Origin of the sequence: Paenibacillus sp. GYB004 (genome assembly GCF_036577605.1) — a bacterium.
In the GTDB taxonomy this organism is placed as follows: domain Bacteria; phylum Bacillota; class Bacilli; order Paenibacillales; family NBRC-103111; genus Paenibacillus_AB; species Paenibacillus_AB oceani.
This window is the reverse complement of the sequence record NZ_JARBDB010000008.1, coordinates 167,139-181,836: the sequence shown is the minus strand read 5'-3', so window position 1 is coordinate 181,836 and position 14,698 is coordinate 167,139. Positions and strand designations below refer to the sequence as shown.

Here is a 14,698-nt window from a genome sequence, read left to right as displayed (position 1 = left end):
GCGCTTATAATCAAAAACAAACCAGATTCAAATCACAAATCCATCATCGGATTGATCCGGATGAAGCGGGAGCAGGGGGTTGCGGCAGAGCAATGAATACAGATAGGCGGCAAACCGTTTGTGCAGGCGAAGTTTACCCGGTGATCCATATTCCGAACGTCTCGGACCTGTTCGAGCTCACACCTGACCAGCGGGTGCACGGGGCGGTCGTTTGTTTGGCCGGCTATTATACAGAAGGCGACGGCGGGGGCAAATGGGCTCGCTATAACGAAACAAGCGCGAGCGCGGATAACGGAGGCACCGTACATAATCCGCATTCCGATCCGGAGAAGCGAGGCCGCTGGGAGACGATGCATTACGGGACCGGCGATTATCGCTGGTTCGGCATTTTCGACGAGCATATGCCTGCAGACGACGCGCTGGACGCGATGGTTAACGACCCGGCCATTCAACGCATCGAAGCGCACTCAAACTTGAATTTCAGAAAAAGGCACGTGTTTCACCGCAGCCGGATCGAGCTCGATTTTGGGGGGTACACCGTTACGACCGAAGGAATCGAGCTGAACTGGAAGGATAATCCGCTGGGAACCGTTTTCTGCTTCCGCGGGCTTGAGTCGGGGGAGAACCAGCAGGTGACGCTGAGCGCCGATTTGGCCGAAATGACCGATGTCGTGGAAGTGGCCGACAGCGCCGCCTTTGCAATCGGCGACTGGTGGGTGGCGCGGGTAAGCAGCAGACCGGGCGGAGGCGCGCAGCGCGAGCTGGACTATATGGTGAAGGTGACGGAGCGGATCGATGCGACCCATATCCGGATGAATTACAAGCTCGGATGGACTCTCGAAGCGGGAAGAACGATCAGCTACAAAAGGATGGACCCTGTAATCGGCAGCCGCGTGCGGAACATGAAGTTTACCGGCGTCCCCGTACCGCCCAGCGTCTCGACGACCGTAAGACCGTTCGATACGTGGGACCAGATTGGCTCGAGCCCGCTGGCCTTCGAGTTCGCAGTCGAATGCGACGTCTCGGACATTCGCGCGGAAGGCGTGTTTTGGCCGGTTATTATGAGGAGATACAACACGTTTTTCGTAACCGAGCGGTGCGAGTTGATGAATCCGGTAGAACGGGACTGGGGAGGAACCGGCTATCTTACGCAGCAGATCAACGTCCTGTATGGCCATGTGCGCGACTGCAACACGAGCAATTCCCGTCATCTGAACGATTTTACATGCGCCGCTTATTGTATGGTGGAGAACTGCCACGGCGACGGCGACGACTATGGTCCCTTCGTCACGCACGGCCAGTTTGAGCACGACCTCGTCTATACCGGCAATTCGGGTTTGTTGTCGTTCGCCAACAGCGGATCGACATGGGGGGACAGCGCCAAACGGATTACAGTCCGAAAACATATCGCTTCGCGAATTATCGCTCATAAGAAAATAACCGATCTGACATTGGAAGATTGCCGCGCTTATGTTAAGGAAGGGTTGCCCGATTCCGGTTCCATATGGGCCAATGCCGACGGGCTTCAGATGAGAGGCTGCACAGCCGAAGGATCGGTTACGTTATCCAGAAGCTCCTCCCGCTCGGAACGGCCGAATGTAATCGACGGCTGCGGATTTACGATGACCCCGCACGCCGAGCTTGCGCGCAAGCCTGCCGAAGGGGCCGCTGTCGGAATGCGGCCCGTCGACGCCGATCTGCTGATCGTCCATAGTGAAATTCGCAATATCGAACAGATCACGATAGGCAGCATTCATAAGCTGACGCTGCAGAACAGCTGGCTGATCGGGGCATCGACGGAGTCGGGGAAGGTGGAAGCCGCCTGCCGCGAGCTGGTCATCCAAGGCGGCGGTATGGTCAACTGCGGGCTGGAGCTGACCGGGGCTTGGGACTGGGAGAATGAGGAAGCGGCCGCTTCCGGAGCGGGCAAGACTCAATTCGTCTCGATCGACGGAGGGGCCGCATTCAGCGGAGTAAACGGCGCCAGAGCATTTCTGCTGCATACGGACCCGGCGCAAACCGTGACATGGAACTTGGGCCATCTGACGAGTATAGCAGGGGTGCCGGATATGGCGCATTTCGTCATCCGGAGCGGCTGCCATCAATACAAAGCGGTCGGCTCCAAGTTCACTGGCGGGCGCTTCGAGACAGACCCGGCTGCATTCGGCGGCGGCTCTTATATGCTCCATGCCGCATGTGTCGAGCAAGGCGTCGACCGGTCCGGATTGCCGGAGCCATCCGCAGTCGTGCGCCATACGGAGGGCAATCTGATCCTTCCTTAAGACGTTCTCCGGCAGGCTGGAGCGTCCTGATCCAGAAGTTGACAGGCGTTGCAGGACGCTTGCTATAATAGCCTTAATCGTAACGATGACAAATGAGGGTAGCCCATGGAAAACAAGGAAGTCCGGAAAAGCCCGCGCGAGCGGTTAAGCGATATGGTTAGCCGTTTGCGTGACGATATCGTCACCGGCAAGAAGCCGTCCGGCGATTATTTGCCTTCCGAGAAAGCATTGGCCGAGCTGTTCGGGCTGAGCAACCAGTCTGTACGCAAAGGGCTGGAGCAGCTTGTCGGCGAAGGGCTTCTCGAGAAAATACCGAGAGTCGGCAACAAAGTGATAGCCCCTCCCGACGAATCCGTAACGACGGTCAAATTCGGCTTTCATTCGTCGGTGATCGGCGAAGCGAGCTTGCTGAAACTGATCAACCTGTTTCAGGCAGGCAACCCGTTTGTCCGGGTGCAAGCCGTTCCGCTTACCAGCACAAGTTCCCATTATATAGGTAACTATTTTGAAGGCGGCATTTTGGATGCCGCTATGATGAACTATACCGATTTCCGGGACTGCATCGAAAACGGGGGAAGGGAGCTGCTTGAGCCGCTGCCCCGCAACCCGGATATGTACCCGTTCTTGTCCGACGCTTTTACGTCGGAAGGGCAATTGCTCGTCCAGCCGTTTATTTTTTCTCCTCTGCTGCTTGCCTATAACCGGTCGCATTTTACCGAGAAGGGATTGTCCGAGCCGGACAGCAGCTGGACGTGGCAAGATCTGATTCGCGCGGCGGAGCAGCTGGCCGTTCCGAACGAGAGAGTCGGCTTCCATTATGATTTCTATTCGGTCAACCGCTGGCCGCTGCTGCTCCTTCAATCGGACGTCAAGTTCGAAAGAAATCCCGACGGCTCCATACGTTTATCCGGCACCCGGATGATGGAGGTTCTCCGGACATGCCGGGACATCAAGCGGGATATGGCGCATCTGACCGACGGCATAGCGACGGGCGAATCGGAGCTGCTGCTCGCCAAAGGAAAAGCGTCGATGATCGTCACCAGCTTTTTTTATTTGAACTATTTGCAGAACAAGCGGGTCCCGTTCGATGTCGCCCCGGTGCCTCATTTCGGAACGCCCCGGTCGCTGCTGCTGGCCATAGGGCTGGGAGTCAACAGGAGCTCCAAAGCGAAAGATGCGGCTGCCGCGCTGCTCCACTATTTGACCTCGCAGCAGGCTCAGACGTTCATCCGCAAGCAAACGTACAGTTTGCCCGCCTTAAGGCCTGCCGCCGAATGGGTCGGGGAAGAAACGATGTACAGGCCGTCCCGGTTCTCGCTGTTCAGGGAGACGATCCCGGGCTTTCGCTTTTTTACCGAGCTGGGCATCGGGGCGGGAGAGCTGACGCGGATGAACAGAGAGCTGAAAATGTACTGGGGCGGTCTGCACACCGATCAGTCGCTCTGCGAAGAAATCGAGAGCTGGAGCCGGGACAGCCGCGCTCCTCTCCTCTAACCGCCTTCTCCCCCGCGCAGGGAGAAGGTCTTTTCATTTCCTTTGATGCCCGCGCGGCGACCGGCGGATCGACTCTGACGTTTCTACTAGCAAGCCGCTTTCAAATACGTTACAATACTAGTTATATCGAAAATAGCAGCACCCAATCTTTCATAGAGGTGAAATCCGTGCAGCCGAAATCCACTATCGTCCATCTGCCGGTTTACCAGCCAGGGAAACCGATCGAAGAAGTCAAACGCGAACTGGGCTTAACCGAAGTTATTAAACTGGCCTCCAACGAAAATCCGTTCGGAAGTTCACCGAAAGCAAAAGAAGCAATCCAGGCCGAAATCGATTCGGTCAGCCTGTATCCCGACGGCGGAGCCGTGGAGCTGACTGCCGCATTGGCCGCTCATCTGGGCGTGCAGCCGAATCAGATTTTGTTCGGCGCCGGTTCCGATGAAGTCATCCTGATGATCGCCCGCGCTTATCTGGTGAAGGGCGACGAGACGGTCATGGCGACGCACACGTTCCCGCAGTACAAGCACAATTGCGAGATCGAAGGGGCCGTATCGATCGAGGTTCCCCTAAAAGACGGCAAGCACGATTTGCCGGGCATGCTGGCCAAAATCAACGAACGTACCAAGATCGTCTGGGTATGCAATCCGAACAACCCGACCGGTACGATGGTTACCCGCGCGGAGCTGAACGACTTCCTGCAGAAGGTGCCGCAGCACGTGCTGGTCGTCCTGGACGAGGCTTATATCGAATATACGGATTCCGAGGAATTCCCGGACGGAATCGAGCTTCTTCCGCATTATAAAAACGTGATTACGCTTCGCACCTTTTCCAAAATATACGGCCTGGCATCGCTGCGGATCGGCTACGGTGTCGGACATCCGGACGTCATTCATTCGATCAACCAAGTGCGCGAGCCGTTTAATACGAGCCGATTCGCCCAGGCGGCCGCCAAAGCAGCCGTCAAGGACCAGGAGTTTATCGCTTACTGCCGCGAGATGAATGCGGCCGGGATCGAATATATGACCGGAGAATTCCGCAAGCTAGGCTTGTCGTATTACCCCGCTTACGGAAATTTCATTATGGTAGACGTTCAGCGTCCCGCCAAAGAAGTGTTCGACGCTTTGCTCCGCAAAGGGTTTATTATCCGGGGCGGCCATGCGCTCGACTTTCCGACCAAAATCCGCGTAACGGTCGGCAGCCAGGAGCAAAACGCCAAGTTTATCGCGGCTTTGACCCAGGTGCTGGACGAGGTAGCGGTTCAGGCTTAAATTTGACAATGAAGAGTGATTCGAAATGATAAAGGTAGCTATATTTGGCGTCGGTTTAATGGGAGGGTCGCTGGCGTTATGCTTGAAGGACAAACCGGGCATCCGGGTGACCGGGCATTCCAATCGGCCGTCCCAGGTTGAGAAATATGTGAGTCTCGGAGTTGTCGATGAGGCCAGCACCTCGATGCAGGAAGTAGCCGAGGACGCGGATTTTATTTTCCTTTGCGTTCCCGTCAGCCTGCTGGAACCCTACCTGGACGAGCTGCTGCAAATGCGCCTGAAGCCGGGATGCATCATAACCGATGTCGGCAGCACGAAGGCGACGATCGTTAAGCATGCAAGGGAGAGAGCCGTGCCCGGCATTCACTTCATCGGGGGCCACCCGATGACCGGCTCGGAAAGATCCGGGGTGGAAGTGGCGGACTACAACTTGTACGAGAACGCCTTCTACGTATTAACCCCCGACGAGTCGACTCCTGAGGAAGCTTACAACAAGCTGACAGATCTGCTGCAATACACGAGGGCCCAGATCGTTCGCGTAGACGCGGAGCAGCACGACGAGATCGTCGGAGCGATCAGCCATCTGCCGCATATGATCGCGGTGGCGCTGGTTAACCAGATCGCCGGCTATAACGAGAAGGACGGGCTGTATCAGAGCCTGGCGGCCGGAGGCTTCCGCGACATTACGCGGATCGCTTCCAGTCATCCCGATATGTGGCGGGACATCCTGCTGAACAACCGCAGTGTGATGCTCAAGCTGATGCGCGATTGGAACGCGGAGATCGCCAAGCTGACCGCTCTCGTGGAGAACGGCGACGGAGACGGGATCGTGCGCGAGTTCGAACGGGCTGGCGCTTTCCGCAACCAGCTGCCCGAGAGGAAAAAGGGCGTACTGACATCTGTATACGATGTCTACGTCGATATTCCGGACCACCCGGGCATCATCGGACAAATCGCTACGCTGCTCGGCAACCACCGGATTAATCTGAGCAACCTCCATATTAGCGAAAGCAGGGCGGACGTCCCGGGCGTCCTTCGGCTGTCGTTCCGCAATGAGGCGGATATGGACGCGGCGATCAAACTGTTGAAACAACATTCGTTTGCGGTACAACTGTAGGCGAATAAATTTTTTATAAAAAAACGACGAAACGATGAAACCGTTTCGTCGTTTTTTTCGTCTAATGGTAAGAATTGCTTCGTCCGTCATTGAAAACCGAATATGAGAGAAACCGTTTTCAAAAAAACCGTTGACAAAATGAAAACGTATACATATAATAAAAGTACAGTATGGTTTCTCTCCACTCCTATCCGAAAATATCGCACTATGTGCAACCACCGAATTTCGGTGGTCTTTTTTTTGTGTAAATGGATAAAATCTTGTCGAATCAAGAAGGAATTTTCCTGGTATTAGAAGAAATGTTATTATCCAACGATTTCTGGGTGGTCGAAACAGCGATTCGGGAGCAGCAGGTGTGTGACCTATGGTATAATCTTCTTAAGTTTTTATTTTTCATTTCCGATAATGGAATAAATTTTTATGAACCGATGCGCAACTTTTCGCTTCCGTCATAGTAAAACTAAGTAGACTATCGAATGGAAGCGTCGCTCGGAAAGCAAGGAGGGGCGCTTGTAATGACCGATTCCCAGCTGATTCGGGAAATCAAGGACGGGAACGTACAGTACTATGAGGAATTGATGCGGCGTTACGAGCGCAAAATTTTGTCGTTCATCTTCCATCTGCTGAAAAGCGCCAGAATGGAAGCGATCGCCGAAGACTTGTGTTCCGAGACGTTTTATAAAGCGTACCGCAGCCTGCATTCGTTCCGCGAGGTGGAAGCCTCGTTCAAAACATGGCTTTATACGATCGCGCGCAATACCGTCCTAAGCGAGATGCGTAAAAATAAAGGCATCAGCGTTTCTCTGGAAGGGAACTCCGCCATGACGTTTACGTCGACGGAGCATACGCCGGAGCAAACCGTTTTGCGCAACGAGAAAGTGTCGATGGTCAGGGAAGCGATCAACAATTTGCCCGAGAAGCAGCGGTCCGCGCTAATTCTCCGGGAATACGACCAGATGGATTATCAGGAAATCGCCAATATATTAGGCCAAACCGTCAGCTCGGTGAAGTCGCTTCTGTTCCGGGCGAGAGCGAGCGTCAAGATACAGCTCGAGCCTTATATGGAGCCGATCTTTAAAGAGTACGAAGGGATGAATCAGCGATGAAATGCCAGGATGTACAACAATGGCTGGGCGGCTACTGGGATATGCCGGAGGGTGACGAACGGCGCCGGGCCATCGACGAACATATCGCCGGTTGCGAGTCTTGCCGGGAGGAGTTTGCGATATGGGCGGAAAGCGCCGAACTGATCCGCGATACGGCGGAAAGTCCGGAGAAGCCGCTCATGTACGAGCCGATTTCGAACCAGGTCATGAAACGAATCTATTCCGACGAGTCTTGGAGAATTCCGGTTCCCCAGCGGATGTACTCGTTTTCTTATAAGATGAGACGCAATTTATCGTTTGTCGTAGCGTTCTGCATGACCCTGTTCGTGTTCGGATTTCTGTTTGCCCTGACGACCGAAGAAGACACGACTCCCAAGTACGGCCTCAAGCCGGTAGCGAGCGCGACGACTGACGTACATACGGTTGGCGGTAAAGTGAAATCGCCGATGCCGGTATCCACGATGACGGCCAGTCTGAAAGATCCGTATATGATCTCGGTCGGCCCGATCCGCTCGGTACCGGACTACATGATCGTCATCTCGTTTCTAGGACTTACCGGGACGATTCTCATCATGAATTGGCTCTCCCGGACAAAAGCATAAACAGCCAAATCCGGACCTCTTCGCAGAGGTCTTTCGATTTGCTTGCGAACATCGGAGGTTACCGCATTGACTACGTTCGGATTCATCAGACACGGCACGACGGACTGGAACATGGAAGGCCGGCTACAAGGACAGAATAACATTCCGCTTAACGAAGCGGGACGGTTTCAAGCGCTCCTTCTGGGAGAGAGGCTTCGCGACGAACGATGGGATCTGATCGTCAGCAGCGATCTTCTGCGCGCTTCGGAGACGGCCGGCATTATAGCGGCCATGACGGGAGCGGGGCCGGTACGGTTGGAAGCCCGTCTCCGCGAACGGACTCACGGCCGGCTGGACGGCACTACCCTGGAAGAGCGGATCGCCTGCTGGGGGGAGGGCTGGAAGCAGCTGGATCACGGGGTGGAATCGAACGAGGCTTTATTCGCCAGAGGCAGCGCCTGCCTGGCGGAGCTGGAGTCCGAATATGCGGGCAAACGGATTCTGATCGTCTCTCACGGCGCATTTATTGCCGTGCTCATAGAAGGGCTGCTGAAGCATATGCCGGAAGGCTCGTTGCGGAATACATCGATCAGTGTCCTTGAGAAAGCCGAATCCAGCTGGACGTGCCCTTTGTTTAACAGCACCACGCATTTGCCGCAATGAACCCTCGTCTATTCTGCTTATACCTCCAAACGAAAGGCCGCTCAATTAACAAGATGCAGTTGAACGGCCGGACGTTACCCGCGTTTCCTCCTTTTCTTCTCTTTTTGACCTTTCTTATGAGCCCTGGCGGCATCGAAAGAGATTCCTGCTTCCCCATCCGAAACTTGTATTGGCGAAAATTGCCTGAAAACGTTTATTTTTCGTAAAAACAGCGATACTGGTTAGTAAACCGGAGTCACGCGGCCGGAGCTCGAAGCCGTCTGCGTTTTCCCGATTTACGGAGGTACGCTATGAATTTGGCCGACATGCTTTGCTATGCCGATATCCAGCAGCTCAGCAACATCGCCAGCACGTACGAATGCGAATGCAACGGTCATTCCAAAAACGATCTGATTCAGTCGATCTTGTCGAGAGTGAGCCGGAGAGACGTGTTTGAGCGGCAAGTAAGCACTTTGTCGACGGAAGATATCCGGTTCCTCAATTCTCTCGTATTCGAGAAAAGAGAGATGTTCAGTCTGGAGGAGCTGATGGCCCGCGCCCAGCAGTCGAATTACGACAGCCCTGGCGATGGCCGCAATCCGCGGGAGATGATAGCCCAATTCAAGCACAGAGGCTGGCTGTTTAACGGCTACTCGCAATCTACGAAATATTTGTTTCAACTGCCGGTTGATCTGAAAAGGCGATTCACGGATACGATGGCGCTGTCGTTCGGCCAAAATCTGAACTATGCCGACGAGCCGTCCGTTTATCGGGACGAACATAAGCTGATCGTAGACGATATCGCACACTTTCTTCATTATACGTTTCACGAGGAAGTCGTCCTTACCGGAGACGGTTCCATCTACAAGCGCAATCTGCATCAACTGCTGGACCGGATGGCCGTGAAGGAGGAGCCAGTGACGAAAGGGGGGTGGAGATTCGGCTATGGCCGAAAATTCCGCGATTTGCCCAGCCGTTTTTCACTGATCTACGATTACTGCTACTATCAGGATTTCTTGTCGGAGCAGCCCGGCAAGCTGGAATTGACCGATAAAGCCAAGCTGTCCGTAATGGAAGGGCGGCGCGAGGATTTGTCCGAGGTGTACCGGTTCTGGCTCAAGTTGTACAAGGGGCCGATTCCGAACCTGCAGTCGCTTGTCTATTGGATCGGCAAGCTGGCGGTCGATTGGGTCAGCGCCTCTTCGCTCGGCTCCGCCTTGTGCAAATTGATCCGGCCGTTTTACTACGATTCGCCGGAGGCGATCTACGACCAGCGCATCTTGCAGATGCTGATGCACCTCGGGGTGATCCGGATCGGCGAGGACGAGCAGGAAGGCAAGACGATCGCCGTCACGAGGCTCGGACAAAGCCTGATCTCGGGAACATACGTCTCGGATGAGGAGACGATCCCGATCGAATTTGACAACATGACACTGCATTGATACAATCGCTCCATTTCCATATAGACGACAGGAACGGAGCGATGAACATGATGCACCCTTACAAGGAACGATATCCGCAAGCGGACCCGACCGTATTTCTGGCCCCGGGCGTGCAGCTGATCGGAGACGTTGCGATCGGAGAGCAAGCTTCCATCTGGTACAACGCCGTATTGAGAGGCGATCTGGCCCCGATCCGGATCGGCCGGAGGACGAACATTCAGGACGGCTGCATCGGGCATGTGAATACCGGCCAGCCGCTTCTGGTAGGCGATGAAGTGTCGGTAGGCCACGGAGCGATTATACACGGCTGCACGATAGGCAGCGGCACATTAATCGGAATGGGGGCTATCGTACTAAACGGCGCGGAGATCGGTGAATATGCTTTAATAGGGGCGGGTTCGCTCGTTACGGAGAATAAGAAAATCCCCTCTTATACACTATCGCTAGGTTCGCCCGCCAAAGTAGTGCGGGAGTTGACGGAAGAAGATTTGCAGCGCATGAAACGAACGATGGAAAGCTACATGCAAAAAGGGATGGAGTTTAAGAGCGGCACCTGATTCTTGCAGCCGGACTGAAACTTCCGTTTCCTGCAATGCTCGCTTTCCTTTAGGGAGGGTTGCCCTTTGGAGAAAATGGACGTTTCCGGTTATGCAGCAATGCTTGGGCTTTTCGCCGAAATGGTGCTCGATGAAGCAATCGTCAAACAAAAAAAACAAAGGCTATACCGGGATATCGACGACGCGCTCGCGAGGGGGGACGAGAAAACGTTTATTACGCTCACCCAGCAGTTGAAGGAGCTTCGTTCGTGACGGAACCCGGCAGAATGACCTGGCCAGACAGACGGTGGACTTATGTTCAACCGTCTTTTTTATCGCCTTGCTAAAGTGATAAAGCTTCAAAACGTTGCTTCAAAAAAGCGAAATGCGAGTTTCTGTACCAAGATTAGCTATCTCTTACACAGGGGCATTCATCGTGGCGAAGGCTTCGTTTAGAAGCTTTTTTTATTTCAATTTATATAGACGAATAAAGGGATCTGTTATCGCGCTGCCGCTCCGATTGTGCTAAATTAGAGAAGGCGCTTGATGCGTCCGGACAGAAGAAAGATCAAGGGAGTGGACAATCTTTGAAGTTCAGCGATATCGAAAAGTCGTCCTGGGCCGGTTTAAAGCCGTATTTGGACACGTGCCTGCTGCCCGTAACCGGGCTGACCGGTCTGGAGCAGCCTTGGGAGGCGACGCAGGAGCTCGAATATTTGCGTGATGTGATGGACTGCGTGGAGGTGCCGTATAAGGGGCGGGTCGTCACTTACCCGGCCTTTCATTATTTCGGCGGGCCGGCCGCTGCCGAAGCGGTGAGCGAAGTAGTCGCCAAACTGAAGGGAGCCGGTTTCCGCTACGTGATCGTCATATCGGGTCATCCTTCTGTGGGATCGGCCGCCATCTGGAATGCGGATCTGCTGCTGTGCCCGGAATCGCAGGACGGCCAAGTGCAGAGCAGCCCCGAATTCCGCGACCGGGTCAACCGCGAAGTCCAGGCGATGTGGCAAAGCGGGACGAAAAATGCCGAATCGGAACAGGAGGCAAGTGAAGAATCGGGTGCCGGGAACGTATGATTGGACTATAAATTGCGAACGATATAGGTAAGGCGAAGATGTGACAATTTCGTTAAATGTTGCCTTTAACGTTTCGAAACGGTTCCGTTTTGCACTTTGTCCGTTCTTGACGCCCTAAGGGACCTAGGCTATTATTAGTATGTCCTAGTGTGTTGTGCAATGAATGTCGTAATACGACGTGCGATAAATGGCGTAAAAAGGGGGTAGAAGACGAATGCATGACGCTCACAACAAGCACTCTTCCGGCAAACCGGTCACACGGCGCGAAATGTCCCGCCGTCAGTTTCTATCGTATACCCTCGGTGGAACAGGCGCTTTCATGGCAGCTGGCATGACGATTCCGATGATCCGTTTTGCCGTCGACCCGGTTCTGCAATCGAGCGGAGAAGGAACCTTTGTTAAGGTTGTGGAAGAAAGCAAAATTACTGCTGAACCAAAGTCGTTCAAGTTCCAGGTTCATCAAGTGGACGGCTGGGTGGAAAGCGAAATCGAGCTTGAAGCTTGGATCATGAAAAATGACAAAGGGCAAGTTTACGCTTTGTCGCCGGTTTGTAAACATTTGGGGTGTACGGTTAACTGGAACTCCGATCCGCGGTTCCCGAACGAGTTTTTCTGTCCGTGCCACGAAGCGCATTACACCAAGAGCGGCAAACATCTGGCGGTAGCACCGGCTCCGCTCGACGAGTACGACATTAAAATCGAGAACGGTTTTGTGTATCTCGGCAAAGTGCTGCCGAACCAGCAAGTTACGAAATAAGGAGGCGCTTCGATCACATGTTTAAGAGTATGTATAACTGGATTGACGAACGTCTCGATATTACCCCTTTATGGAGAGACGTTGCGGATCACGAGGTTCCGGAGCACGTTAACCCGGCGCATCACTTTTCCGCTTTCGTGTATTGCTTCGGCGGACTGACGTTCTTCCTCGTAGTCATTCAGATTTTGTCGGGGATGTTCCTGACAATGTATTACGTTCCGGATATCAATAACGCTTACCTGAGCGTCGATTACTTGCAGCACAAAGTAGCATTCGGCGTAATCGTACGGGGCATGCACCATTGGGGTGCCAGCTTGGTAATCGTGATGATGTTCCTACATACCCTTCGTGTATTTTTTACGGGGTCGTACAAAGCTCCCCGCGAGATGAACTGGGTTGTCGGAATGCTTATTTTCTTCGTTATGCTGGGACTTGGCCTTACCGGCTATCTGCTTCCTTGGGATAACAAAGCTTACTATGCAACGAAGGTTACGCTTAACATTGCGGGTTCCGTGCCTGTAATCGGCGATTACATCCAACGCCTGGTGAACGGCGGAGAAATTGTCGGCGCCCAGACTTTGACCCGTTTCTTTGCGCTGCATGTATTCTTCTTGCCGGGAGCGCTGCTCGCACTGCTGGCCGGACACTTCTTCATGATCCGCAAGCAGGGCATTTCCGGACCGCTATAATCGAAGGGAGGACATATGCGTGGCACACGGTCATGATTCAAACGAAAAAGTGGTCTACGTCGGGGATTCCCGCGTTCGCAAAAGAGATCCGATGCTTCCCCGCGATTATTCGGCCTATCCCGGAAAGTCGGAAGCGTTCATCCCTAACTTTCTGTTGAAGGAATGGATGGTAGGCGCGGTCGTACTCGTAGGCGTACTCGTTCTCGTTATGCAGGAGCCTGCACCGCTCGGGTATCCGGCGGACCCGCTGAATACGAGCTTTATTCCGATGCCGGACTGGTACTTCCTCTTTATGTACCAATTGCTGAAATATCCGTACGTTTCGGGTAACGATTTCAAAATTTTCCTTGGATCGCTGGCGATTCCGGGTCTTGCATTCGGCGGCTTGATGCTTGCGCCGTTTCTCGACACAGGCAAGGAAAGAAGATTTTACAGACGTCCGATCGCTTCCAGCCTGATGATCCTGTCGCTGCTTGCAGTCGTTCACTTGACGGTCGTCTCCTGGACGCACTATCAAAAAGAATTGACGGACAAAAACATCATCCCCGAGCACATCAAGCGCCACCAGGAAATGGAAGAGGCGAAAAAAGCCGGGGGCGGCGGCGAAACCGGCGGAGCGAAAAAACCGGCCGCAGGCGCGCAGATCGTCGCTCAGGACGATCCGGGTTATGCAATCTACCAAAGAGCGACTTGCCTGAATTGTCACGCAACCGACCTGAAAGGGAAGAGCGGAATGCCTGCTCTTCGCGGTATCGGCGACAAATATGATAAGAATCAGATTTTGGATATTATCAAAAACGGGAAGTCACCAGGCATGCCTCCTGTATACGATGCCAACATCAAAGCGGGCTTGTCCGCAGCCGATATCGATACGCTGGCTAACTGGCTTGCCCAACAGAAAAAACAGTAACAAACGTTACAGCCGCGTAAAGCCTGACCGTCATCGTGCCGGTCAGGCTTTTTGCTAAAAAAATACGGCTACTATACGAGAGCCATCATCCGACTCGAACGTCTAAGCTTCATCCCCAACCGCTGGGGAAAGGAGGAGCACCTTGTCCGCTTGGCATTGGTTTTACCGGTTTTTGCTGAATTATCGGCCGTTTCTGCTTATTGTGTTTCTAGTTAACGTGCTCGGAACGATATATGGGTACATCTGGTACTGGGATCAGATCGTAGAGACGGTTACGACTATGCCCCCGTGGCTCGTCTTGTTCGTTCCGGACAGTCCGACGGCAAGCTTATGGTTTACGGTGTCGCTTGGTATTTTACTGTTCGCGCCCAAATCCGCCTCTTCTTATATCGCAGGGCTGATTGCCGCGCTTGGCGCGATCTCTTCCGTGAAATACGGCGTATGGGCGGTTGCGATGAACGCGGCCGTCGCTTATCAGGGCGAGCCGCTCGTATGGGAAGAATGGATGCTGATCGCTTCCCACCTGGGCATGGCGGTCGAAGCGTTGTTATTTATCGGACGTTTCCGTGTCCGTCCGGCTCATCTTGTTATTTCGTTAGGTTTGCTGTTCTTTAACGATTTTCTTGACTATAACGAGCTCATTTACCCGTGGTTGCGCGATATTTTGCTCGATGACCTGAGGGCGATTGAACTGTTCACGTGGATGCTGACCGCAGCCAGTTTCTTGATCGTGTCGCTCGTAATCTATTGGTCTAAAAGAGGAGATTCCCCCATAAGATGATGTCGAGGGGGGATGTC

Annotated in this window: 15 protein-coding genes; all 15 read left to right on the top strand. The window is 53.7% G+C overall.

Features of this window, described 5'->3' with window-relative positions:
* Positions 1-92 precede the first annotated feature (92 nt).
* The 15 genes from PV433_RS04845 to PV433_RS04775 all read left to right on the top strand — a co-directional run bounded on the left by PV433_RS04845 (position 93) and on the right by PV433_RS04775 (position 14,681).
* Entirely contained in the window at positions 93-2,282 is a 2,190-nt protein-coding gene (locus tag PV433_RS04845; protein ID WP_332071061.1) for a hypothetical protein, read from the top strand.
* Between the two features lie 105 nt (positions 2,283-2,387).
* On the top strand, positions 2,388-3,776 hold the full coding sequence (locus PV433_RS04840; RefSeq protein ID WP_332071060.1) for an extracellular solute-binding protein: 1,389 nt from the start codon (positions 2,388-2,390) through the stop codon (positions 3,774-3,776).
* Between the two features lie 167 nt (positions 3,777-3,943).
* Complete coding sequence (hisC, locus tag PV433_RS04835; protein WP_332071059.1) at positions 3,944-5,044, top strand: histidinol-phosphate transaminase; 1,101 nt, start codon at positions 3,944-3,946, stop codon at positions 5,042-5,044.
* A gap of 25 nt (positions 5,045-5,069) precedes the next feature.
* Complete coding sequence (locus tag PV433_RS04830; RefSeq protein WP_332071058.1) at positions 5,070-6,161, top strand: prephenate dehydrogenase; 1,092 nt, start codon at positions 5,070-5,072, stop codon at positions 6,159-6,161.
* A 515-nt stretch (positions 6,162-6,676) separates the two neighbouring features.
* Positions 6,677-7,267 (top strand): RNA polymerase sigma factor, encoded by a 591-nt coding sequence (locus PV433_RS04825; RefSeq protein ID WP_332071057.1) that lies wholly within the window; start codon positions 6,677-6,679, stop codon positions 7,265-7,267.
* Complete coding sequence (locus tag PV433_RS04820; protein ID WP_332071056.1) at positions 7,264-7,869, top strand: anti-sigma factor family protein; 606 nt, start codon at positions 7,264-7,266, stop codon at positions 7,867-7,869. The genes PV433_RS04825 and PV433_RS04820 overlap by 4 nt, the downstream gene beginning before the upstream one ends.
* Positions 7,870-7,935: 66 nt before the next feature.
* Positions 7,936-8,511, top strand: a complete 576-nt coding sequence (locus PV433_RS04815) for a histidine phosphatase family protein (protein ID WP_332071055.1) — start codon at positions 7,936-7,938, stop codon at positions 8,509-8,511.
* A gap of 290 nt (positions 8,512-8,801) precedes the next feature.
* Entirely contained in the window at positions 8,802-9,932 is a 1,131-nt protein-coding gene (locus PV433_RS04810) for a hypothetical protein (protein WP_332071054.1), read from the top strand.
* 47 nt (positions 9,933-9,979) lie between these two features.
* Positions 9,980-10,489, top strand: coding sequence for a gamma carbonic anhydrase family protein (locus tag PV433_RS04805; RefSeq protein WP_332071191.1), 510 nt, complete (start codon positions 9,980-9,982; stop codon positions 10,487-10,489).
* Between the two features lie 75 nt (positions 10,490-10,564).
* Positions 10,565-10,741, top strand: a complete 177-nt coding sequence (locus PV433_RS04800) for an IDEAL domain-containing protein (RefSeq protein ID WP_379210333.1) — start codon at positions 10,565-10,567, stop codon at positions 10,739-10,741.
* Between the two features lie 314 nt (positions 10,742-11,055).
* Positions 11,056-11,544, top strand: coding sequence for a DUF2487 family protein (locus tag PV433_RS04795; protein ID WP_332071053.1), 489 nt, complete (start codon positions 11,056-11,058; stop codon positions 11,542-11,544).
* A gap of 214 nt (positions 11,545-11,758) precedes the next feature.
* Positions 11,759-12,301, top strand: a complete 543-nt coding sequence (locus tag PV433_RS04790; RefSeq protein ID WP_190925129.1) for a ubiquinol-cytochrome c reductase iron-sulfur subunit — start codon at positions 11,759-11,761, stop codon at positions 12,299-12,301.
* Positions 12,302-12,318: 17 nt separating this feature from the next.
* A complete protein-coding gene (gene qcrB, locus PV433_RS04785; RefSeq protein ID WP_190925127.1) occupies positions 12,319-12,990 on the top strand; it encodes a menaquinol-cytochrome c reductase cytochrome b subunit in 672 nt (223 codons plus the stop codon).
* 19 nt (positions 12,991-13,009) lie between these two features.
* Entirely contained in the window at positions 13,010-13,900 is an 891-nt protein-coding gene (locus PV433_RS04780) for a c-type cytochrome (protein ID WP_332071052.1), read from the top strand.
* 142 nt (positions 13,901-14,042) lie between these two features.
* Positions 14,043-14,681, top strand: a complete 639-nt coding sequence (locus tag PV433_RS04775) for a DUF1405 domain-containing protein (protein ID WP_332071051.1) — start codon at positions 14,043-14,045, stop codon at positions 14,679-14,681.
* The last annotated feature ends 17 nt before the right edge of the window (positions 14,682-14,698 follow it).

Excerpts from the sequence above, each read along its gene's own strand:
- PV433_RS04845 (WP_332071061.1), top strand. The coding sequence starts at position 93 with ATGAATACAGATAGGCGGCAAACCGTTTGTGCAGGCGAAGTTTACCCG.
- PV433_RS04840 (WP_332071060.1), top strand. The coding sequence starts at position 2,388 with ATGGAAAACAAGGAAGTCCGGAAAAGCCCGCGCGAGCGGTTAAGCGAT.
- PV433_RS04830 (WP_332071058.1), top strand. The coding sequence starts at position 5,070 with ATGATAAAGGTAGCTATATTTGGCGTCGGTTTAATGGGAGGGTCGCTG.
- PV433_RS04825 (WP_332071057.1), top strand. The coding sequence starts at position 6,677 with ATGACCGATTCCCAGCTGATTCGGGAAATCAAGGACGGGAACGTACAG.
- PV433_RS04820 (WP_332071056.1), top strand. The coding sequence starts at position 7,264 with ATGAAATGCCAGGATGTACAACAATGGCTGGGCGGCTACTGGGATATG.
- PV433_RS04810 (WP_332071054.1), top strand. The coding sequence starts at position 8,802 with ATGAATTTGGCCGACATGCTTTGCTATGCCGATATCCAGCAGCTCAGC.
- PV433_RS04805 (WP_332071191.1), top strand. The coding sequence starts at position 9,980 with ATGATGCACCCTTACAAGGAACGATATCCGCAAGCGGACCCGACCGTA.
- PV433_RS04800 (WP_379210333.1), top strand. The coding sequence starts at position 10,565 with ATGGACGTTTCCGGTTATGCAGCAATGCTTGGGCTTTTCGCCGAAATG.
- PV433_RS04790 (WP_190925129.1), top strand. The coding sequence starts at position 11,759 with ATGCATGACGCTCACAACAAGCACTCTTCCGGCAAACCGGTCACACGG.
- qcrB (WP_190925127.1), top strand. The coding sequence starts at position 12,319 with ATGTTTAAGAGTATGTATAACTGGATTGACGAACGTCTCGATATTACC.